20 protein-coding genes are annotated in these 20,077 nt (G+C 69.6%); 4 read left to right on the top strand and 16 right to left on the bottom strand.

Annotated features, from left to right (window positions below):
* Window positions 1-37: 37 nt before the first annotated feature.
* The 5 genes from AB0J78_RS19515 to AB0J78_RS19495 all read right to left on the bottom strand — a co-directional run bounded on the left by AB0J78_RS19515 (window position 38) and on the right by AB0J78_RS19495 (window position 5,150).
* Window positions 38-1,099 carry a Gfo/Idh/MocA family oxidoreductase gene (locus AB0J78_RS19515; RefSeq protein WP_363790873.1) on the bottom strand — a complete coding sequence of 354 codons (1,062 nt, stop codon included), beginning with the start codon at window positions 1,097-1,099 and terminating at the stop codon, window positions 38-40.
* A 42-nt stretch (window positions 1,100-1,141) separates the two neighbouring features.
* Window positions 1,142-1,840: a response regulator transcription factor gene (locus AB0J78_RS19510; protein WP_132620158.1), complete on the bottom strand. Its 699-nt coding sequence runs from the start codon at window positions 1,838-1,840 to the stop codon at window positions 1,142-1,144.
* A gap of 36 nt (window positions 1,841-1,876) precedes the next feature.
* Complete coding sequence (locus AB0J78_RS19505; protein WP_363790871.1) at window positions 1,877-3,115, bottom strand: histidine kinase; 1,239 nt, start codon at window positions 3,113-3,115, stop codon at window positions 1,877-1,879.
* Between the two features lie 219 nt (window positions 3,116-3,334).
* A complete protein-coding gene (locus tag AB0J78_RS19500; protein WP_363790869.1) occupies window positions 3,335-3,964 on the bottom strand; it encodes an MBL fold metallo-hydrolase in 630 nt (209 codons plus the stop codon).
* Window positions 3,965-4,010: 46 nt separating this feature from the next.
* Complete coding sequence (locus AB0J78_RS19495; RefSeq protein WP_363791117.1) at window positions 4,011-5,150, bottom strand: S-(hydroxymethyl)mycothiol dehydrogenase; 1,140 nt, start codon at window positions 5,148-5,150, stop codon at window positions 4,011-4,013.
* 119 nt (window positions 5,151-5,269) lie between these two features.
* Between AB0J78_RS19495 and AB0J78_RS19490 the strand changes: the two genes are divergently transcribed.
* A complete protein-coding gene (locus AB0J78_RS19490; protein WP_363790867.1) occupies window positions 5,270-6,070 on the top strand; it encodes an SAM-dependent methyltransferase in 801 nt (266 codons plus the stop codon).
* 9 nt (window positions 6,071-6,079) lie between these two features.
* Here the strand turns inward: AB0J78_RS19490 and AB0J78_RS19485 are convergent, their stop codons facing one another.
* The 3 genes from AB0J78_RS19485 to AB0J78_RS19475 all read right to left on the bottom strand — a co-directional run bounded on the left by AB0J78_RS19485 (window position 6,080) and on the right by AB0J78_RS19475 (window position 9,687).
* Window positions 6,080-7,240 (bottom strand): MFS transporter, encoded by a 1,161-nt coding sequence (locus AB0J78_RS19485; RefSeq protein WP_363790865.1) that lies wholly within the window; start codon window positions 7,238-7,240, stop codon window positions 6,080-6,082.
* Between the two features lie 75 nt (window positions 7,241-7,315).
* Window positions 7,316-8,509: an acyl-CoA dehydrogenase family protein gene (locus tag AB0J78_RS19480; protein WP_132685475.1), complete on the bottom strand. Its 1,194-nt coding sequence runs from the start codon at window positions 8,507-8,509 to the stop codon at window positions 7,316-7,318.
* Window positions 8,506-9,687: a CoA transferase gene (locus tag AB0J78_RS19475; RefSeq protein ID WP_363790863.1), complete on the bottom strand. Its 1,182-nt coding sequence runs from the start codon at window positions 9,685-9,687 to the stop codon at window positions 8,506-8,508. Before AB0J78_RS19475 ends, AB0J78_RS19480 begins: the two co-directional genes overlap by 4 nt.
* A 134-nt stretch (window positions 9,688-9,821) precedes the next feature.
* On the opposite strand from AB0J78_RS19475, the gene AB0J78_RS19470 reads away from it, so the two are divergent.
* Window positions 9,822-10,481 carry a GntR family transcriptional regulator gene (locus tag AB0J78_RS19470; protein WP_363790861.1) on the top strand — a complete coding sequence of 220 codons (660 nt, stop codon included), beginning with the start codon at window positions 9,822-9,824 and terminating at the stop codon, window positions 10,479-10,481.
* 56 nt (window positions 10,482-10,537) lie between these two features.
* Here the strand turns inward: AB0J78_RS19470 and AB0J78_RS19465 are convergent, their stop codons facing one another.
* On the bottom strand, window positions 10,538-11,398 hold the full coding sequence (locus AB0J78_RS19465) for a 3-hydroxybutyryl-CoA dehydrogenase (RefSeq protein ID WP_363790859.1): 861 nt from the start codon (window positions 11,396-11,398) through the stop codon (window positions 10,538-10,540).
* 325 nt (window positions 11,399-11,723) lie between these two features.
* Between AB0J78_RS19465 and AB0J78_RS19460 the strand changes: the two genes are divergently transcribed.
* Window positions 11,724-12,914 (top strand): low temperature requirement protein A, encoded by a 1,191-nt coding sequence (locus AB0J78_RS19460; protein ID WP_363790857.1) that lies wholly within the window; start codon window positions 11,724-11,726, stop codon window positions 12,912-12,914.
* Here the strand turns inward: AB0J78_RS19460 and AB0J78_RS19455 are convergent.
* The 4 genes from AB0J78_RS19455 to AB0J78_RS19440 all read right to left on the bottom strand — a co-directional run bounded on the left by AB0J78_RS19455 (window position 12,898) and on the right by AB0J78_RS19440 (window position 15,686).
* Entirely contained in the window at window positions 12,898-13,713 is an 816-nt protein-coding gene (locus AB0J78_RS19455; protein WP_363790855.1) for a hypothetical protein, read from the bottom strand. The two genes, AB0J78_RS19460 and AB0J78_RS19455, sit on opposite strands and share 17 nt — an antisense overlap.
* A 212-nt stretch (window positions 13,714-13,925) precedes the next feature.
* On the bottom strand, window positions 13,926-14,324 hold the full coding sequence (locus AB0J78_RS19450; RefSeq protein ID WP_363790853.1) for an arsenate reductase ArsC: 399 nt from the start codon (window positions 14,322-14,324) through the stop codon (window positions 13,926-13,928).
* A 10-nt stretch (window positions 14,325-14,334) separates the two neighbouring features.
* On the bottom strand, window positions 14,335-15,396 hold the full coding sequence (gene arsB / locus AB0J78_RS19445) for an ACR3 family arsenite efflux transporter (RefSeq protein ID WP_363790851.1): 1,062 nt from the start codon (window positions 15,394-15,396) through the stop codon (window positions 14,335-14,337).
* Window positions 15,393-15,686, bottom strand: coding sequence for a metalloregulator ArsR/SmtB family transcription factor (locus AB0J78_RS19440; protein WP_363791115.1), 294 nt, complete (start codon window positions 15,684-15,686; stop codon window positions 15,393-15,395). The genes arsB and AB0J78_RS19440 overlap by 4 nt, the downstream gene beginning before the upstream one ends.
* A gap of 127 nt (window positions 15,687-15,813) precedes the next feature.
* Here AB0J78_RS19440 and AB0J78_RS19435 point away from each other — a divergent pair, with 127 nt between their 5' ends.
* A complete protein-coding gene (locus AB0J78_RS19435; RefSeq protein ID WP_363790849.1) occupies window positions 15,814-16,209 on the top strand; it encodes an ArsI/CadI family heavy metal resistance metalloenzyme in 396 nt (131 codons plus the stop codon).
* A gap of 92 nt (window positions 16,210-16,301) precedes the next feature.
* On the opposite strand, the gene AB0J78_RS19430 is transcribed toward AB0J78_RS19435, so the two are convergent.
* From AB0J78_RS19430 to AB0J78_RS19420, 3 genes are read right to left on the bottom strand one after another with little or no spacing between them, the layout of a single operon-like run.
* Entirely contained in the window at window positions 16,302-17,306 is a 1,005-nt protein-coding gene (locus AB0J78_RS19430; protein ID WP_363790847.1) for a substrate-binding domain-containing protein, read from the bottom strand.
* A 31-nt stretch (window positions 17,307-17,337) separates the two neighbouring features.
* Window positions 17,338-18,348 carry an ABC transporter permease gene (locus tag AB0J78_RS19425; protein WP_363790845.1) on the bottom strand — a complete coding sequence of 337 codons (1,011 nt, stop codon included), beginning with the start codon at window positions 18,346-18,348 and terminating at the stop codon, window positions 17,338-17,340.
* Window positions 18,341-19,849 carry a sugar ABC transporter ATP-binding protein gene (locus AB0J78_RS19420; RefSeq protein ID WP_363790843.1) on the bottom strand — a complete coding sequence of 503 codons (1,509 nt, stop codon included), beginning with the start codon at window positions 19,847-19,849 and terminating at the stop codon, window positions 18,341-18,343. The genes AB0J78_RS19425 and AB0J78_RS19420 overlap by 8 nt, the downstream gene beginning before the upstream one ends.
* Between the last annotated feature and the right edge of the window lie 228 nt (window positions 19,850-20,077).

Here is a 20,077-nt window from a genome sequence, read left to right as displayed (position 1 = left end):
GTCACGCGGAGGCCGCGCAACGCCGGGGTGGTGCACGTCAGAGGATGCGTTCGACCGTCTGGTTCTCCGCAGAGCGCTGGGCCGCGGCGATGATGTCCAGGGCCGTGACCGCGTCGGCGGGGTCCACCGGGGCCGGGCCGTGGACCGTGAGGGCTTCGACGACCTCGTCGTAGAAGGCCTGGTAGGCGCCGGGTTCGCTCGGGACCTTCCGCGCGGTCTCGCCGTTGCCGAGCTCGCCCCAGATGTCCTCGGGCTCGCGGCCCCAGGTCTCGTCCACGGGCCGCTTGCCCGCGCGGAGGTCGGCTTCCTGCGGGTCGGTGCCGTGCTTGGTGAACGTGCCCTGGTCGCCGAGCACGCGCAGGCGCGGGCCGGAGACCGCCGCGAGCTTGCTCATCCACAGGTGCGAGCGGACGCCGTTGGCGTGGGTCAGCGAGACGAACGAATCGTCGTCGGCGCGCACGCCCGGCCTGCGGCGGTCGATCTCGGCGTAGACCGAGGTGACCGGGCCGAACAGCTGCAACGACTGGTCGATGAGATGACTGCCCAGGTCGTAGAGCAGACCCGCGACGTCCTCGGCGCCACCGGAGTCGCGCCAGGTGCGCTTCGGCTGCGGCGCCCAGCGGTCGAAGCGGGACTCGAAGCGGTGCACCCGTCCCAGCTCGCCGCCGGCCAGCACCTTGCGCACGGTGCGGATGTCGCTGTCCCAGCGGCGGTTCTGGAACACCGTGAGCAGCAATCCCCGGTCGCGGGCGTGCTCGATGAGCTCGCGCCCCTCCTGCGCGGTCGGCGTGAAGGGCTTGTCCACCACCACCGGGACACCGGCGTCCAGCGCGGCCTTGGCAAGCTCGACGTGCGTGCGGTTGGGGGTCGTGATGACCACAAGGTCGGGCTCGCGGGCGAACAGCGCGTCCATGCCGGCCACCGGCTCGGTGCCCGGGTGGTCGGCGCGCACCTGCGCCTGCCGCTCCGAGTTGGAGGTGACGACGGCGTCGAGCCGCAGCCGCGGGTTGGCGGCGATCAACGGCGCGTGGAAGATCGCTCCACCTGAGCCGTAGCCGACGAGTCCGACCTTGAGTTCGTGCTGTTCCGAGCCGTGCATGACCCCATTAGACACGTCACGCCGCACGGGTTCGGCAGGGCGTCAGGCCGAGACCTGGCGCGGCGGGCGGGCGTTGTCCTGCCCCGGGCAGACCAGGCCCGTCTCGTAGGCGAGGATCACCAGCTGCGTCCGCGAGGAGATCTGCAGCTTCTGCATCACGTGGTACAGGTGCGATTTCACGGTCAGCTCGGCCAGGCCGAGGTTGCGGGCGATCTCGGCGTTGGAGCCGCCGCGCGCGACCTCCAGCAGCACGTCCACCTCGCGCTCGGTGAGCACGGACAGCTCGCTGCGGGCGTCACGCACGCCCAGCGCGGCGAAGCGCTGGAGCAGCCGCTTGGTCACCCGGGGCGCCAGCAGCGCCTCTCCCGCCGCGACCGTGTGCACGGCCTTGACGAGCTCCTCGGGACTGGCGTCCTTGAGCAGGAATCCGCTGGCCCCGGCGCGCAGCGCGCCGTAGACGTACTCGTCGAGGTCGTGCACGGTCAGCATGATCACCGATGTCGCGCCATCGGTCTCCGCGAGGATCTCCTGGGCTGCCGCGATGCCGTCCTTTCCCGGCATCCGCACGTCCAGCAGCACCACGTCCGGACGTCTCCGGCGCACCGCGGCCACCGCCGAGTCACCGTCGGAAGCCTCGGCCAGAACGCGCAGTCCCGGCTCGTTGGACAGCAGCGCGACCAGCCCCGCGCGGATCATCGCTTGGTCATCGGCAACCAGGACGGTCGTCTCCGCAGTTCCCACCGAGCCTCCTAGGTCCTGGCGGCCTGACATTTCGGCTCAGGCCAGGTCCGAATTTTCCGGGCACGGTAACACGGCCTCAAGGCGAAAACCGTTCATGACGGGATGGGCTGTCAAAGTTCCACCCAGCAGCGCAACGCGTTCCCGCAGGCCGATCAATCCGTGACCCGACTGTTGGTGCGCAGCCCGCTGCTTCTGGTCGTCCAGCGCGCTGAGCTCGTTGGTGACTTCGATGCGCACCGTGGTGGGGGCGTACTCCACCAGCACCCGCGCTCGGCCGGCTCCGGCGTGCTTGAGCACGTTGGTCATCGCCTCCTGGGCGATGCGGTACGCCGTCATCTCCACGGCCTGCCCGAGCTCGCGGACCGGACCGCGCCGGTCGAGCTTCCAGGTCACCTGCCCGCCGCGGACCGAGTCCACCAGGGCGTCGAGGCCGTCCAAGGTGGGCGTGGGCTGCCAGTCGACGGTTTCCTTGCCGGTGACGTCGCGCTCGCGGAGCGCGCTGAGCATGTCCCGCATCTCCCCCAGCGCTCCCCGCGAGCTGCTCTCCAGCTCCTGGAGCGTCTGCCTGGCGTGGTCGGGATCGCGGTCGATCACCGCCCGCGCCACGCCCGCGCGCAGCGCCACCACCGACAGGTTGTGCGAGACGATGTCGTGGAACTCCCGCGCTATTCGCGCGCGTTCGATCGAGGCGGCGTCGGCGGCCAGCTGATCACGAGCCTCGTCGAGCAGCGCCAGCGTGCGTTCGAGCTGATCAGCGCGCCTGCGACCGATCTGCACCGCGTAGGCCAGGCCGACGACGATCACCAGGTTCACCACGGCCCCGATGACCCGCAGCGCGCCCATCAGCGGGCTCATCTCGTAGGCGATCGCATCGACGACCGGGTAGAACATCGCCAGCCCTGCGGCGGCCACCATCATCGACGGCGTGCTGCGCACGCAGACCGAGTACAGCGCGACCTGGATCACCAGGTTCAGCGCACCGATGCTCAGCTGGAAGGCGCTCAGCCCGGACGCCGTCGCGACCAGCACGAACAGCACCGCCCACGGAGCCCGGCGGCGCAGCGGCAGCAGCAGACCGGCGGGGCCGCCGATGGCCATCGGCACCCACCACGGCATCCACGGCGGGTGGTCGGCCAGCGCGGCGTCGAAGGCGTAGAGCACCGACGCGGCGAGCACGAACGCGACGTCGCCGAGCGTCACGCGATGGGTCAGCGCCCAATGCCAGAACCCCGACTTCGAACGGGACAACACCAGCCTGCCGACGACCTGATCCATCGCACCTGCCTGTCTGCAACGGGGCTCACGGAGCCGAGTCCGGCCCCGGCGGCACCACGCGCCGCGAACACCGGAGTCGGGGGTTCCGGCATCCGCGGCACGCCGCTCCCGTCGCACCGGCACGCCGAACGACGGGCCCAAGATCTTGCCCGCCGTTCGACCCCACCTCATCCGTCGAAAGTGGGAGTGTAGAACGCTCCGTGTCGAACCGAGGACTGATCAGTGGCCGCGCGCCACCCATTCGTCGAATTGCGGACGAACATCGCCGATGGTCGTCGACTCTCCGTGTCCAGGGTGGACCTGGGTCTCCGGCGGCAGCGGCAGCAACCGGTCCCGGATCGAAGCGGTGATCACGCCGAAGTCCGAGTAGGAGCGCCCGGTCGCACCCGGCCCACCGGCGAACAACGTGTCCCCGGTGAACACCACGCCTTCGGCAGGCGCGTAGAAGCACACCGCTCCTGGCGCGTGGCCCGGCGTGTGCAGCACGTGCAGCTCACCGCCGCCGACCTCGATCACCTCGCCGTCGGCCAGCTGCCGGTCGGGCTCGCGGTCGGGGTGGGTCATGTTCCACAGCACCAGGTCGTCCGGGTGCAAGTGGATCGGGGCGCCGACCGCGTCGGCCAGTTCCGGCGCCCGGCGCACGTGGTCGTCGTGAGCGTGCGTGCACAGCACGGCGCGCACCTTCCGAGCACCGATCAGCTTCTGGATCGCGCCCACGTCGTGCGGCGCGTCCAGCACCACGCACTCGGAGTCGTCACCGACGACCCAGGCGTTGTTGTCCACTTCGAACGTCTGGCCGTCCAGCGAGAAGGTTCCGGACGTGACCGCGTGGTCCATTCGCAAGGTCATTTTCACCACCAGGCTTCGGGGTTCGGGGTTTCGAGCGGCGGGGCTCTCAGAAGGTCACCACGGAGCGGAGGACTTCTCCGCGGTGCATCTTGTCGAATGCCTGCTCGACATCGCCGAGGGCGATCTCCTCGGTCACGAACTTCTCCAGCGGCAACCTGCCCTGCTGGTACAGCTCGATGAGCATCGGGAAGTCGCGTTCGGGCAGGCAGTCGCCGTACCAGGAGGACTTGATCGCGCCGCCCCGGCCGAAGACGTCCAGCAGCGGCAGGTCCAGCGTCATGTCAGGCGTCGGAACGCCCACCAGGACCACGGTTCCGGCCAGGTCGCGCGCGTAGAAGGCCTGCTTGAACGTCTCGACCCTGCCGACCGCGTCGATCACCACGTCGGCGCCGAAACCGCCGGTGAGCTCGCGGATCGCCTCGACGCTGTCCTGCTCGGCGGCGTTGATCGTGTGCGTGGCGCCGAAGCCCTCGGCCCAGCTCAGCTTCTTGGGGTCGGTGTCCACGGCGATGATGCGCCGCGCACCGGCCATCGCGGCTCCGGCCACGGCACCGTCGCCGACACCGCCGCAACCGATGACGGCCACGCTGTCGCCCGGTCCGGCCTGGCCGGTGTTGACCGCCGCGCCGATGCCCGCCATCACACCGCATCCCAGCAGTCCGGCCACCGCGGCCCGCGCCGCGGGATCGACCTTCGTGCACTGACCGGCGTGCACCAGCGTCTTCTCCGCGAAAGCGCCGATCCCCAACGCCGGGGACAGCGGCGTGCCGTCGGTCAGCGTCATCGGCTGGGAGGCGTTGTGGGTGTCGAAGCAGTACTGCGGACGACCGCGCTTGCAGGCCCGGCAGACCCCGCACACCGCGCGCCAGTTGAGCACCACGAAGTCACCGGGCTCGACGTCGGTGACGCCCTCGCCGACCTGCTCCACGACACCGGCGGCTTCGTGGCCGAGCAGGAACGGGTAGTCGTCGCTGATGCCGCCCTCGCGGTAGTGCAGGTCGGTGTGACAGACCCCGCACGCCTGGACGCGAACAACCGCCTCGCCAGGCCCCGGGTCCGGCACCTTGATCGTCACCACCTCGACCGGCCTGCCCTTGCCGGCCGAGACCACCGCCTGCACGTCGGACACGACTACCTCCTGGGACCGCGTTGTCGGGATTCGCTGTGAATGGCGCAGCAGCCACATCGTCATATGCACGACCGACCATCACAAGGGCACGCCGATCCGCATGCCCGATCGATGTTGAACACGAAGGGTTACGTGCCGACTACTGTACGATTTCAGTGGAGAGGGAGAGGACGAGCATGGTCGACACGCGCAATGCGGCTGTCCGGGAGATGGACATCGGGCGTCCCGCTGCCGCCAGGATGTACGACGCGTTCCTCGGGGGCTGCCACAACTTCGGAGTCGAACGCGCCATGGTGGAGCGCATCGGCACTGCCCTGCCCGGCATCACCGGCACCTACCAGGAGACCCGCGCGTTCCTGCGCCGAGCGGTGGAATACCTGCTCGCGCACGGTGTCCGGCAGTTCCTCGACCTGGGCTCGGGCATCCCCACCATCGGTCACGTGCACGAGGTGGCGCGTCGGCGCACCCGCCACTTCCGGGTCGTCTACGTGGACAACGAGCCGCTGACGGTCGCGCACAGCAAGCCGCTGCTCGCCGCCGAGATCAACGCCGCCATCACCCACGCCGACATGCGCGATCCTCGGTCGGTGCTGGAGTCCGACGAGGTCCGAGCGCTGCTGAACGTGGACGAGCCGGTCGGCCTGCTGATGTCCTCGGTGCTGCACTTCCTCCCGGACTCCGATGACCCGGACGACCTGGTGGCCGAGTACCGGGCCCGGCTCGCCCCCGGAAGCCACCTGCTGGTCTCGCACGTCACCGGCAGCCATGACCCGGCCGCGACCCGCACGCTCACCGAGCACTACGCGGAGACCTCGGACCCGCTCTTCCCGCGCGACGCCGACCGCATCGAGTCCTTCTTCGGTGACTTCACTCCGGTCCCTCCCGGCGCGACCTACCTGAGCGACTGGCGTCCGGACCCGGGCACGCGGACCCCGACCCCGTACCGCCTGATGTTCGGCGGCCTCGCGCGCAAGTGACGGGCCCGGTCAGCGCCGGACGAACATCAGCAGGATCGCGGCGGTGATGGCGCAGGCCCCCGCGGCGATCCAAGCGCCGGTGAGGCCTGCGTGCTCGGCGAGGAGTCCGAACAGGAGCGGGCCGAGGCTGCCGCCGAAGTAGATGCCGGTCTGGGTGAAGGAGGTCGCGCTGGCCACCCGGTCCGGGGCGATCTTGGCGACGGCGAAGTTCAGCAGACCCGGCCACGCCCAGCCCGCGCCGAAACCGATGGCCACGCCGATGAGGAACACCGGTGGCGAATCCACCGCCATCAGGCCGAAACCCAGCGAACCGATCAGCAGCATCACCGTGATGACGCGGATCAGGTTGGGGTTCTTCCGGTCGGCGGTCACACCGGCGGCCAGCCGGATCGTCAGCCCCACGGCCGAGCCCAGCGACAGCACCAGCCCGGCGGCCCACGGGCTGAAGCCCACCTCGACGGCGGTGGTGGTGACGAAGGCTCCCAGCGCGTTGGCCGCCGCCGAAGCCAAGCCGCCGGCGATCGCGATCAGCAGCAGCGCCGTGAACTTCCCGTCGGTGCCGGCCGAACCCGGGCGGGTGGCCTGGGACCGTTCGGCCTGCGGCAGCTTCGGCACCGACACGGCCGCGACCAGTCCGATCACGCCGCCGATCAGGAACACCCAGCGCCAGCCGACGGTGAGCGCGATGGCGGGCACCGCCACGCCCGCCAAGAGCGTGGCGGCCGGGATCGACGACTGCTTCACGCCGAATCCCATGCCCCGGTGGTGCGCCGGAATGCCTTGTGCGATCAGCAGGTTCGAAGCCGGTTGCGCCAGCGAGTTGGGCAGCCCCGCCAGCCACAGCAGTCCCATCAGCCAGACCGCGTTCGGCGCGGCCGACAGGCCGAACAGGCACAGCGAGCTGCCGAGGACGCCGATGCGCATGCCGAGCCGGGCGCCGATGCGCTCGACCACCCAGCCCATGCCGCGCGAGGACACCGACGCCACGCCGAAGAACCCGGCCGCGCCCACGCCCAGCAGCGCCGCGCCGAAGCGCAGGTCCTGCTGCAACTGCACGCCCAGCCCGCCGACCAGGAACACCGGGAACACCCCGACGGTCACCACCGCGGCCACCGACGAGAGCACTCGCGGTATTCCGACGCTGCGCTGTTCGACCGCCACGGCTGACATCAAGACCCTTTCGTCCCAGGTCCTGCCAGCCTCCGGCGCCGAACGATCCTTAGCAAGGCTAAGGTGACGAAACCGTCATCCCCGGAAGGCCGGGATCCCGGTCAGCGCCTGGCCGATGGTCAGCGCGTGCATCTCGCTGGTGCCCTCGTAGGTCAGCACCGACTCCAGATTCGTCATGTGCCGGATCACCGGGTACTCCAGCGAGATCCCGTTGGCACCCAGGATCGTCCGCGCGGTGCGGGCGACCTCCAGCGCGCCCCGGACGTTGTCCAGCTTGCCGAAGCTGACCTGCTGCGGACTCAACTGCCCGGCGTCCTTGCGCTTGCCCAGGTGCAGCGCCAGCAGCCTGCCGTTCTGCACCCGCACGGCCATGTCCGCCAGCTTGGACTGGGTGAGCTGAAAACCGCCGATCGGGCGTCCGAACTGCTCCCTGCTCGTGGCGTAGTCCAGAGCCGCTTCCAGGCAGCTGCGCCCGGCACCCACCGAACCCCACACGATGCCGAAGCGGGCCTCGTTGAGGCAGGACAGCGGGCCGCGCAGGCCGGTGACCTCGGGCAGCACGGCATCGGCCGGCAGCCGGACGTCGTCGAGCACCAGCTCGGCGGTCACCGACGCGCGCAGCGAGAGCTTGCGCTTGATCTCCGGAGCCGAGAATCCCGGCGTGTCGGTGGGCACCACGAAGCCGCGCACGCCCTCGTCGGTCTGCGCCCACACGACCGCCACCGAGGCGATGCTGCCGTTGGTGATCCACATCTTGCGGCCGTTGAGCACCCAGTCGGACCCGTCGCGGCGAGCGGCGGTGCGCATCGACGACGGGTCCGAGCCGTGGTCGGGCTCGGTCAGGCCGAAGCACCCGATCGCCTCGCCGGCCGCCATCAGCGGAAGCCAGCGCTGCTTGTGCTCCTCCGAGCCCCAGCGCCAGATCGCGTACATCGCCAGCGATCCCTGCACCGACACCAGCGAGCGCAGTCCGGAGTCGCAGGCCTCCAGCTCCTCGCAGGCGATCCCGTAGTCCACAGCGGACAGACCGGCGCAGCCGTAGCCCTCCAGGTGCATGCCCAGCACGCCGAGCTTGCCCAGCTCCCTGGCCAGTTCACGGGCCTGCGGGAACTCGCCGTTCTCGTACCACTCGGCGACGTGCGGCTGCACGTGGTCGCGGCACAGGGCGCGCACGCTGTCGCGGATCGCCAGCTGTTCCGGGGTGAATTCGGCGTCGATGCCCAACGGGTCGTGCGGGTCGAACTTGGGGCGGTTTCCACCGGCGCTCATTGCGGGTCCCTCCTGGACGAGATCGGGGGAAGCTGTTGTTCGGGGCCCTCCAACCACGCGAGGACCTCCTTGTCGTGCTCACCGAGCAGCGGTGGCGCGGTCGCCTCGGCGCTGCCGTGCCCGGAGAAGTCGATGGGCATCCGCACCTGCATCGCGGCGCCTCCGCCTGGATCGACCATCGGCCGCAATCCCAGCGACTCGGCGTAGTGCACCGCCCCGGACAGGTCGTTGACCTGCCCGCACGCGATGCCCACGCCCTGCAGCCGCTGCTGCCAGTCGGCGGCCGGGCGCGCGCCCAGCACGTTCTCCAGCCTGCTCACCATCTCCTCGCGATGGGCGACCCGCTGGGCGTTGGTGGCGAACTTCGGGTCGTCGGCCAAGGACACCATGCCCAGCGCCTCGCTGAGCTTGCGGAACTGCGCGTCGTTGCCGACCGCCACGGCGAGGAAGGCGTCCTCGCAGCGCAGCGTCTCGTAGGGGGCGATGCTCGGGTGCTGGTTGCCCATCCGCTGCGGCGCGATGCCGGTGGTCAGCAGGCTCGACATCTGGTTGGCCAGCGAACCCAGGAGGCTGGACATCAGGTTGACCTCGACGTGCTGGCCCCGGCCGGTCCTCTCCCGGTGGCGCAGCGCGGCCATGATGCCCAGCGCGGCGTCCTTGCCGGTGAGCACGTCGACCACGGCGACTCCGACCTTCACCGGGGGCCGGTCGGACTCACCGGTGATGCTCATCAGGCCGCCCAGCGCCTGCACCACGAAGTCGTAGCCGGGCAGCTCGGCGCCCTCCTGGGAGCCGAAGCCGGAGATCGAGGTGTAGATCAGCCCCGGGTTGAGCTCGTGCGCGGACTCGAAGTCCAGGCCGTACTGCGCCAGCGAACCCACTTTGAAGTTCTCGACCAGCACGTCGGCCCGCCGGACCAGCTCGCGTGCGGCGGCCCGACCCTCGTCCTGGGCGAGGTCGAGTCGCACGCTGCGCTTGCCGCGGTTGACCGATTCGAAGTAGGAGGAGCTGTTCTCGGTCCAAGGCGGCCCCCAGGACCGCGTGTCGTCCCCCGTGCCGGGGCGCTCCACCTTGATCACGGTGGCTCCGAGGTCGGCCAGCAGCATCGTGGCGTACGGGCCGGCCAGCACCCGGCTGAAGTCCGCGACGACGACGCCGTCCAACGGCAGCGCTTCCATGACCCCACCCTTCCGACGGCGCGCGCAACGACGTTCTTGCGCGTCCGGAAATTTGGATCCAATATACAGTTGATCGATGCGCGGTCAAGCCGTTCCGAGCGCCCGCGTGTCCGCACCCGACGCAGGAGACTCCGATGCGCAGACCGCCGACCACGCAGGCATTCGTCCTCGATGAGCTGCGCAGATCCATCGTGTCGGGAGAGCTCTCGCCGGGCCAGCCGATCCGCCAGGACACGATCGCGGCAGGCCTGGGCGTCAGCCGCGTGCCGCTGCGCGAGGCGTTGAAAACGCTCGAAGCCGAAGGGCAGGTCGTCTACCAGCCGCACCGGGGCTACTCGGTGGCCGAGCTGTCGCTGGCGGACCTGCTGGAGGTCTACCGGATGCGGGAGCTGCTGGAATCCGAGGCGGCGAGGGTGGCCACCGAACGGCTCACCGACGCCGATCTGACGCGCATCACCGACGCGGGCCAGGACGTGGAGAGGGCGGCCGAGGACGGCGATCTGGTGGCGATGATCGCGGCCAACCGCCGCTTCCACTTCGCGCTGCTGGAACCTTCCGGGATGCCGCGGCTGCTGCGCGTGGTGCGCACGCTCTGGGACGCCACCGACGCCTACCGCGCCGTCTACTACAACTCCGGAACCAACCGGGCCCGCGTCCGTCGCGAGCACGAGGCCATCATCGGCGCGGCGGAGAACCGCCGCGCCGATGACCTCGTCCACCTGCTCGCCGAGCACCGCGACCACGCGGTCGACGCCCTGCGCGGCACCATCGGCGAGGAGAAGTTCCGGCGGTAGCCGCTGTTCCGGATGTGGAAGTCAACCTGCACCGCGAAGCAGGTTGACCACAGCGGTCATTCGTACGTGTAGAAGCCCTTGCCGGTCTTCTTGCCCTTGATTCCCGCGTCGACCATGCGCTTGAGCAGCGGCGGAGCGGCGTAGGTGGGCTCGGCGTACTCCTGGTACATCGAGTCGGCGATGGCCTTGACGGTGTCCAGGCCGACCATGTCCGCCAGCAGCAGCGGACCCATCGGGTGGGCGCAGCCCTGCACCATGCCGTTGTCGATGTCCTCGGCGCTGGCGTGCCCGGCCTCGAACATGCGGATCGCCGAGAGCAGGTAGGGCACCAGCAGCGCGTTGACGATGAACCCGGAGCGGTCCTCGGCGCGGATGGTCTCCTTGCCCAGCTGCTCGGTGGCGAAACCGCGGGCGCGCTCGACGGTGTCCTCGCTGGTGAGCAGCGACGGAACCAGCTCGACCAGGTTGAGCACCGGAACCGGGTTGAAGAAGTGCACGCCGATGACCTTGTCGGGACGCTTGGTGGCGCCGGCGAGCTTGGCGATCGGGATGGACGAGGTGTTGGAGGCCAGGATCGCCTCCGGGTCGGTGAGCAGCTCGTCGAGCTCCTCGAACAGCTTGAGCTTGAGGCCCTCGTCCTCGGCGATCGCCTCGATCACCATGTCGCGGTCGTCGAGGTCGGTGAGGGTGGTGGTGAAGTGCAGGCGCTCCTGGGTCGCGTCGCGCTCGGCCTCGGTCAGCTTGCCCTTCTGGACCGCGCGGTTGAGCGACTTCCACAGCCGAGAGCGAGCCGCCCGAGCCGCGTCGTCGTCGATCTCGCGAACGATCACGTCCAGGCCCGCGCGGGCGCCGACCTCGGCGATGCCCCCGCCCATCTGCCCGCCACCGACGACTCCCAGGCGTTCGATCTTGGTCACCACACAGTTCCCTTCCGCTCCCGGCCGCACTGCCGCTACGCGACGCTATTCGGCTCGGATCATGCCAAAAACCGCCGAACGGCACCGATCAACAGTGCGCGAGGGCACACCTGAACGCGCAGAGAGCCGGGTCCGCGTGCGAACCCGGCTCCCGGTCGTCCCCCGACTGTCCGACCCTGACCCCCTGTGCGATGTCGAGGCTACCGCACTGAGCGTGTCCGGGCGCATGCGCTCCGGTCATGCACAGTGGACGATCATTTCGGTCGTGCAACGCCACGAGCAGCGCTAACGGGGCCTGCGCGACCGACTGCAATAATCCGCCACCATGAGCAAGCAGATGCCGCCGCTGCGACGTCGGATGGTCTCGCGCGATCCCGAAGAGGAGCACCGCGCGGCGACACCGCTCGAGCTGCTGTTCGACCTGTGCTTCGTGGCCGCCGTCGGCCAGGCCGCCGTTCAGCTGCACCACGGGCTCAGCGAAGGGCACTTCGCACCCGTTTCGACCGGCTACATGATGGTCTTCTTCGCCATCTGGTGGGCGTGGATGAACTTCACCTGGTTCGCCTCGGCCTACGACACCGACGACGCGCCCTACCGGCTGCTGACGCTGCTGCAGATGGGCGGCGTCCTGGTGCTGGCCGCCGGGGTGCCCGCAGCGTTCCACGACTACGACTTCCTGATCGTCACCCTCGGCTACGTGGTGATGCGGGTGGCGATGATCGCGCAGTGGTTGCGCGCCGCCGCCGAGCACCCCGAGGGGCGGTCCTGCTCGCTGCGCTACGCCGGTGGCATCGCGGTGGTGCAGGTCGGTTGGCTGCTGCGCCTGCTGCTGCCGCACCCCTACAGCGAGATCGGTTTCCTGCTGCTGGTCGCGGCGGAGCTGGCGGTGCCCGCCTTCGCCGAGCGCCACGCGCCGACCACGTGGCACCCCCACCACATCGCCGAGCGCTACGGCCTGTTCACCATCATCGTGCTCGGCGAGGTCGTGCTGGCGGTGACCGCCGCGATGCAGGAGGACGTCGCCGACGGCGGGTGGTCGGCCGGATTGCTGGAGATCGGTGTCGGCGGCCTGCTCATGATCTTCGTGATGTGGTGGTTCTACTTCAAGCACTCCCCCGTCCAGCACCTCCGCGAGAACCTCCGCAGCTCCCTGACCTGGGGGTACAGCCACATCTTCGTGTTCGCCGCGGTCGCGGCGGTCGGTGCCGGCCTGGAGGTGGCCATCGACGCCGACGCGCACAAGGCGCACATCGGCGAGGTCTCCGCCGCGCTGACCGTGGCCGTGCCGCTGGCGGTGTACCTGCTGCTGACCGGGCTGCTGCACACCAGGTTCACCGACGCGGGCGGGCATTCGACGCTGATCTCGGTGATCGGTTCGGTGCTGCTGCTGGGCACCGCGCTGCTGGCGCACACCCTCGGCGTCTCCTCGACGGTGCTGCTGCTCGGCGTGCTGATGGCGCTGCTGCTGGCCGTCGGGCTGATCACGCATCGGGCACCGGTCAGGGAAGCCGGGTGACCGCGGTCCGGGAGACTTCGGTGATGTCGTTGACGGCCTTGCCGTAGCCGACCGAGCTGGGCTGGGCGCTGAGCAGGGCGACGACGTAGCGGCGGTCGGGGTCGACGACGCCCGCGCTGTGCACCCAGACCTTGTCCTCCTGGCAGCACATCCAGCCGGACTTCACCGCCTGCGCATCCATCGCCATCAGCCCGAACTTCTGGTTGACGCCGTCCGCCGCGCGGCTCGGGGCCGCGTGCAGCGCGTCGAGCACGAAGTCGCGGTCCGCGGCCGGCATGTGGGCGAGGAGGTGGTGGTAGACGGCGGCGATGTCGCGGGCCGACGTGACGGTGTCACCCCAGCGGCCGGGATCGTCCGGTGGCCGGGTCTGCTGGAGCATCAACCGGTTCGCGGCGGCGGTGATCAGCGACGACCCGTCGTAGCGGTCCCACAGGGCGTTCATGGCCTGGTCGTCGCTGGGGCCGAGGGCCCGCCGCATGGCTAATCGGTCCTGCGGGGTGACCCGGTGGCGTTCGAGCAGTTCGACGGCCACGATGACCTTCGACAGCGACGCGGAGTACATCGGTTGCTTCGCCGCGCTTCCGTAGGCGACTTCGCCGGTCGCGCGGTCCAGGATCGCGACGCCCAAGGGGTTCCGCTGCGCGGCCGCCTGCTGGTCGACCGAGGCGGTGGCGGCGGCAGGAGCTCCGGTGGGTTTCGCGCGGGTCTCCAAGACGCGTTGCTGGTCCTGCAGCGTGGCCACGGCCGAAGGCCCGCACGCGAGGAGCAGGACCGACAGCGCGGCAGCGGCCACCCCCATCGCGCCGGGGCGCGATGGGTGAGAAGCCGGTTTCCTGCCGAACACGCAACCCCCCGGTCGTGACGCCCGGCGTTGTGAACCCGATTCACACAACACCGTCCGGCCACGACAGCACAGGAGGGGCGAATCCGCAGGTGGAAGCCTTTCGTCCCGCTTCCAGGTGCCGGTGCGGCGCTAAACCGCCCGATGGGTACCGCACCGGCTACCGGACGTCACTCGCTCGGCATCAGTTCGGTGAGCAGCACACCCACACGGCGGTCGATGTCGTCGCGAATCTCGCGCACCGCGTCCACTCCCCGGCCGGCCGGATCCGCGAGTTCCCAATCCAGGTAGCGCTTGCCCGGGAACACCGGGCAGGCGTCACCGCATCCCATCGTGATGACCACGTCGGACGCCTCGACCGCATCGGTGGTCAGCTTCTTGGGGACCTCCTCGGACAGGTCGATCCCCAGTTCGCGCATCGCTTCGACGACCGCGGGGTTGATCGAGTCGGCAGGCGCGGAGCCGGCCGAACGCACCTCGACCTTTCCTTCGGAGCGGTGCCGCAGCAGGGCGGCGGCCATCTGCGACCGGCCTGCGTTGTGCACGCAGACGAACAGGACCTCGGGCATCAGCTTCTCCTCAGGAGGTGAACCGGCGCCGCAGCGCCAGCGAGACGTAGACCAGGCCGACCAGCACCGGCACCTCGATCAGCGGACCCACCACACCGGCCAGGGCCTGACCGCTGGTGACGCCGAAGGTCGCGATCGCCACGGCGATGGCCAGCTCGAAGTTGTTGCCCGCAGCGGTGAACGACAGCGTCGCGGAGCGCTCGTAGTTCAGGCCGATGGCCTTGCCGAGCCCGAACGAACCCGCCCACATCACCGCGAAGTACACCAGCAGCGGCAGCGCGATCCGCACGACGTCGAGCGGGTGGGAGGTGATCGCGTCCCCCTGCAACGCGAAGAGGATCACGATGGTGAACAGCAGCCCGTACAACGCGACCGGACCGATCCTGGGCAGGAACCGGGACTCGTACCACTCGCGGCCCTTGGCCCGCTCCCCGAACCTCCGCGTGAGGTAACCGGCCACGAGCGGGATGCCGAGGAAGATCAGCACGTTCTTGGCGATCTCCCACGCCGAGACCTCCAGCCCCACCTGGTCCAGGCCCAGCCACCCGGGCAGCACCGATAGGTAGAACCAGCCCAGCCCGGCGAACGCGATCACCTGGAACACCGAGTTCAACGCGACCAGCACGGCAGCCGCCTCGCGATCCCCGCAGGCCAGGTCGTTCCAGATGATGACCATCGCGATGCAACGCGCCAAGCCCACGATGATCAGACCCGTCCGGTACTCCGGCAGGTCCGGCAGGAACCCCCAGGCCAGCGCGAACATCAGCGCCGGGCCCAGCACCCAGTTCAGCAGCAGCGAGGAGGCCATCAGCCGCTTGTCACCGGTGACGGTGTCCAGCCGGTCGTAGCGGACCTTGGCCAGCACCGGGTACATCATCACCAGCAGACCCAGCGCGATCGGCAGCGAGACGCCATCGATCTGCACCGCGTCCAGCGCCGATCCCAGCCCGGGGATCCAGCGACCGGCGAGCAGACCGAGGACCATCGCCGCGCCGATCCACACCGGCAACAGCCTGTCGAGCGTCGAAAGCCGTGCGACGACCGCGCTCTCGGGTTCGGCCGTGCGCGTCACGCGAGCACCTCCGCCGGCGTCAGCACCGACGAGACCGCGCTCAGGGTCTCCGGGCGCACGCGGTAGTAGATCCAGGTCCCGCGCCGCTCCCCCTCGATGATCCCGGCCTCGCGCAGCACCTTGAGGTGGTGCGAGATCGTCGGCCCGGACAGCTCGAAAGCACCGGTCAGATCGCACACGCACGCCTCACCACCGGCGTGCGAGGCGATCAGCGAGAGCAAGCGCAACCGCACCGGCTCCCCGATCGCCTTGAACACGCGTGCCAGCTCGACCGACCGCTCGGCGCTCATCGGCTCCCGCAGGACCGGCGAGCAGCACAACTCCTCCTGTTTCGACACCGCTCTAATTTGACACACCTCGAAACAAGGAGCAATCTCGGGTTGCTGCTTCGACGCACATCAAAACAAGGAGTTCGTGATGTCACGCCTTCAACTCGCCCTCCGCGTCGGTGACCTGGAAGGGTCGATCTCCTTCTACTCCAAGCTCTTCGGCGCCGAGCCGGCCAAGCGGCGCCCCGGTTACGCCAACTTCGCCATCGCAGAACCGCCGTTGAAGCTGGTCCTGATCGAGGGCGAGGCCGGCCAGGACACCGCCATGGACCACCTCGGCGTCGAGGTCGACGACACCGCCACCGTCGAGCAGGCCACCGCCCGCCTGGCGGAGCTCGGCCTGTTCACCGAGGTCGAGAACGACACCGACTGCTGCTACGCCGTGCAGGACAAGGTCTGGGTCCACGGACCGGGCCGGGAGCCCTGGGAGGTCTACACCGTCAAGTCCGACTCCCCGGCCGCAGACGTCACGTGCTGCTCGTAGCACCTCGGCATCTGCGACCTGAACTGCGAGAACCCCGGCTATCGCAGCGCGAGCACCGGGGTTCTCAGGAGCGGATCACCGCCTCGATCACGTCACTGGGGCGGGTTCTCGCAGGAGGGGTTGAGGATCTTCTGGATCTCGGGCGAGTCCAGGTTCTCCTTGGTGATGAGGGTGGCGCCGGTGTCGGTGCTCGGGGCCTGCTCGCCCGTGCCCCGGATCTTGGCGACCGCGGTGTTGACCGCCGCGTAGCCCATCTTGAACGGGTTCTGGGCGATCAGGCCGGTGATCACGCCGTCCCGCAGCGACTGGATCTGCCCCTCCGAGGTGTCCCAGCCGATGATCTTGACCTGCCCGGTCTTGCCGGACTGCCGGACCGCCTCGGCCGCGCCCAGCACGCTCGGCTCGTTGGCCGCGTAGATGCCGTTGAGGTCCGGGTTGGCCGTCAGGATGTCCTGGGTGACCTGCAACGCCTTGTTGTAGTCGCTGTCGCTGGACTGCTGCGCCACCAGCTGCAACCCGGGGTTCTTGGCCAGTCCGTTCTTGAAGCCCTGCCCGCGGGTCTCGTTGGTGCTGGTGCCGGCCTGGAACTCGATGAAGGCGACCTTGCCCTTCCCGCCCAGCTGGCGCGCCAGCTCGTCGGTGCCCTGCTCGGCCGCGGCGACGTTGTTGGTGGCGAACACCGGCACGTCCGGCGGCTGCGGGGTGGTGCCGGAGTCCATGTTGACCACCGTGGTGCCCTGGCCCTGCGCGGTCTTGGTGACGTCCGACAGAGCCTTGGCATCGGTGGCCGCGTAGACCAGGCCCTTGACGTTGCCCTGGGCGAGCATGTCCTGCAGCAGGCTCTGCTGGCCGCTGACGTCGCTCTCGGCGCTCACGCCGTCCCACTGCAGCTCGACGTCCTGCTGCTTGGACCCGGCGCACTCGGCGCCGACGCGGACCTTCTCCCAGAAGTCGAAACCGATCGCCTTGGGCACCACCGCGATCTTGATCGGGCCACCGGCCTGCTGGCCGCCGCCGGTCTGCTCGCGCACGCCGACGCTGCAACCGGTGGCCGCCAGCGTCAGCATCACGCACGTTGCCGTCAGAACCTTCTTCATCGAAGAGCTCCCTTGCTCCTAGCGGAAGTGGCTATCCGACGTCGCCGCCGAGCTTGCGGCGCTGGTAGTAGTCCCACCAGACGGCCAGCCAGATGATCACGCCGATCAGCACGTTCTGGTAGAAGGTGCCGATGTTGAGCTGCACCGCGCCGTTGCGGATGACCGCGACCAGGAAGGCCCCGATCAGCGAACCGAGCACGGTGCCGCGCCCGCCGAAGAGGCTGGCGCCGCCGATGACGACCGCCGCGATCACGTCCAGCTCCAGGCCCTCGCCGAAGTTCGGCTGGCCGGAGTTGATCCGCGACGCCGCGATCATGCCGCCGAGCCCCGCCAACGCACCGGAGAGCACGTACACCGAAGTGATGTAGCGCTTGACCGGGACACCGGACAGCCGCGCGGCCTCCATGTTGGAACCCATCACGTACGCGTAGCGGCCGAGCCGGGTGCGGGTGAGCACCACGTACCCGAGCAAGGCCACCACGATGATCAGCAGCACCGGGATCGGCAGGATCCCGACGACGCCCTGCCCGAGCAGCCGGAACGAGTCCGGCGCGCCGAACACCGCGACCGCACCGGTGGCGATCAGCACCAAACCCCGCCCCACGCTGAGCATGCCCAGCGTGGCGATGAACGGCGGCAGTCCCACCACCGACACCAGCAGGCCGTTGACCAGTCCCGCCAGCGCACCGACGACGAGTCCACCGACGACGCCCAGCAGCGGGTTGAACCCGTAGTCGGCCATCAGCAGCACGCCGATCACACCGGAGAGCGCGGCCACCGAGCCCACCGACAGGTCGATCCCGCCGGTGATGATCACCAGCGTCACCCCCACCGCCATCACCGCGTTCACCGAGGTCTGCGACCCGAGGTTGAACAGGTTGTCGGCGGTGAGGAACGACGGCGCGACGATCGACAGCAGGATGAACACGACGATCAGCGCACCGGCCGCCGCGACCTGGGAGACCGCGCCGGAAAGCCGGTCGCTCAGCCCTCCCAGCAGGCCGCGGTCCCCATTGGACGGTGCCTTGGTCCGCTCAGTCATGGTTGCCCTTCGCTCCGGTCGCGAGTGCGACGACGCGTTCTTCGGAGAACTCGGCCCGCTGGACCTCGCCGGTGATCCGGCCACCGCGCATCACCAGGATCCGGTCGCACATGTTCAGCAGCTCCGGCAGGTAACTGGAGATCAGCACGACCGCTTTCCCCTGCCCCGCAAGGGAATCCAGCTGTTGGAACATCTCCGACTTGGCACCGACGTCCATGCCCCGGCCCGGCTCGTCGAAGAACAGCACGTCGGCCCCGGTCTCCAGCCAGCGCGCCAGCACCACCTTCTGCTGGTTGCCGCCGGAGAGGGTCTGCGCCTGCCGCCCCACGCGCGGGACGCGGATGCGCAGCGAATCGCGCTGGCGCTCGGCGATGCGCCGTTCACCCTGCAGGTCGATGAGCCCGTAGCGCAGCATCGGGAGCTTGGCCATCGTGATGTTCTTGTCCACGCCCAGCTGCATCGCCAGGCCGTCGGTCTTGCGGCTCTCGGTGAGGTAGCCGATCCCGGCGGCGATGGCGTCGGCCGGGCCGCGGATGCGCAGCCTGCGACCGTCCATTGTGATCGTTCCGCGCTCGGGCGGTTCGGCGCCGAAGACCGCGCGGGCCAGCTCCGTTCGCCCGGCGCCGACCAGACCGGCCAGCCCGACGATCTCCCCCGCCCGGACCTCGAACGACACGTCGCGGACCTGCTCACCCCTGGTGAGCCCGTCGACCTTCAACCGCACCTCGCCGGGCGGTTGGTGGGTGCGCGGGTAGAGGTTGGAGACGTCGCGGCCGACCATCAGCTGCACCAGCCGCGCCTCGTCCAAGCCGTCGACCGGGCTCGTGTCCACAACGGCACCGTCGCGCATCACGGTGACCCGGTCGCCGATCTCGAAGATCTCGTCCAGCCGGTGCGAGATGTAGAGCACCGCGATGCCCTGGGCGGTGAGTTCGCGGACGATGCCGAACAGCTCCTCGGCCTCGCGCTCGGTCAGGCTCGCGGTCGGTTCGTCGAGGATGAGCACTTTCGCCTGCACCGCCAGGGCTTTGGCGAGCTCGACCCGCTGCTGCTCCGCTGTGGACAGCAGCGACACCCGACGACCGGGGTCGACGTCCAGGCCGACGCGGGCGAGCAGTTCGCGCGCGGCCCGGCGCTCGGCGTTGCGGGAGATCCAGCCGCCCCGGCCGGGTTCGTGCCCGATGAAGAGGTTCTCGGCGACCGACAGGTCCGGGGCGAGGGCGAACTCCTGGTGCACCATGGAGACGCCGAGCCGCCGCGCCGAACCGGGCCCCTGGTAAGTGACCCGCGCTCCGTCCAGTTCGATGTGACCGCTGCTGGGCTGCTCGATCTGAGCGATCACCTTCATCAGCGTCGACTTGCCCGCACCGTTCTCACCTGCGAAGACGTGCACCTCACCCGGTGCGATCTCCAGGGTGACCCCGTCGACGGCCACCACCCCGGGGAACCGCTTGCCGACGCCGCGCAGCGCCACCGCCGGGCGTAGTCCGCTGGCTGTCACGGCGTGCCTCCCTCGATCCGCTGCGAGCGTGCTCCAGGTCACGGTGCGCCGGATCATACCCACAGCGCTGCTCTTGTTGAAAGGTCTGGAACGAAGCCAAGTAACCGATTACCGATCGGACTCGCCGACGCGAATTGGAGCGACGACCGGACGTGGAAGCGGAGGTTACGTAAGCTCTCAGTCGGGACAGCGCACACGCGACCACCGATGATCTAGGGGGCGAGGACG

The sequence above is a fragment of the Saccharopolyspora sp. NPDC049426 genome (assembly GCF_040676935.1).
In the GTDB taxonomy this organism is placed as follows: domain Bacteria; phylum Actinomycetota; class Actinomycetes; order Mycobacteriales; family Pseudonocardiaceae; genus Saccharopolyspora.
This window is presented reverse-complemented; position numbering and strand designations above follow the sequence as displayed.

Coding starts and splice junctions, on each gene's coding strand:
- AB0J78_RS19480 (WP_132685475.1), bottom strand. CDS start 8,509: ATGAGCGCCGGTGGAAACCGCCCCAAGTTCGACCCGCACGACCCGTTG.
- AB0J78_RS19450 (WP_363790853.1), bottom strand. CDS start 14,324: ATGCCCGAGGTCCTGTTCGTCTGCGTGCACAACGCAGGCCGGTCGCAG.
- AB0J78_RS19435 (WP_363790849.1), top strand. CDS start 15,814: ATGTCACGCCTTCAACTCGCCCTCCGCGTCGGTGACCTGGAAGGGTCG.
- AB0J78_RS19515 (WP_363790873.1), bottom strand. CDS start 1,099: ATGCACGGCTCGGAACAGCACGAACTCAAGGTCGGACTCGTCGGCTAC.
- AB0J78_RS19430 (WP_363790847.1), bottom strand. CDS start 17,306: ATGAAGAAGGTTCTGACGGCAACGTGCGTGATGCTGACGCTGGCGGCC.
- AB0J78_RS19500 (WP_363790869.1), bottom strand. CDS start 3,964: ATGACCTTGCGAATGGACCACGCGGTCACGTCCGGAACCTTCTCGCTG.
- AB0J78_RS19475 (WP_363790863.1), bottom strand. CDS start 9,687: ATGGAAGCGCTGCCGTTGGACGGCGTCGTCGTCGCGGACTTCAGCCGG.
- AB0J78_RS19505 (WP_363790871.1), bottom strand. CDS start 3,115: ATGGATCAGGTCGTCGGCAGGCTGGTGTTGTCCCGTTCGAAGTCGGGG.
- AB0J78_RS19455 (WP_363790855.1), bottom strand. CDS start 13,713: ATGGGGGTGGCCGCTGCCGCGCTGTCGGTCCTGCTCCTCGCGTGCGGG.
- AB0J78_RS19460 (WP_363790857.1), top strand. CDS start 11,724: ATGAGCAAGCAGATGCCGCCGCTGCGACGTCGGATGGTCTCGCGCGAT.
- AB0J78_RS19440 (WP_363791115.1), bottom strand. CDS start 15,686: ATGAGCGCCGAGCGGTCGGTCGAGCTGGCACGCGTGTTCAAGGCGATC.
- AB0J78_RS19490 (WP_363790867.1), top strand. CDS start 5,270: ATGGTCGACACGCGCAATGCGGCTGTCCGGGAGATGGACATCGGGCGT.
- AB0J78_RS19425 (WP_363790845.1), bottom strand. CDS start 18,348: ATGACTGAGCGGACCAAGGCACCGTCCAATGGGGACCGCGGCCTGCTG.
- AB0J78_RS19485 (WP_363790865.1), bottom strand. CDS start 7,240: ATGTCAGCCGTGGCGGTCGAACAGCGCAGCGTCGGAATACCGCGAGTG.
- AB0J78_RS19470 (WP_363790861.1), top strand. CDS start 9,822: ATGCGCAGACCGCCGACCACGCAGGCATTCGTCCTCGATGAGCTGCGC.
- AB0J78_RS19495 (WP_363791117.1), bottom strand. CDS start 5,150: ATGTGGCTGCTGCGCCATTCACAGCGAATCCCGACAACGCGGTCCCAG.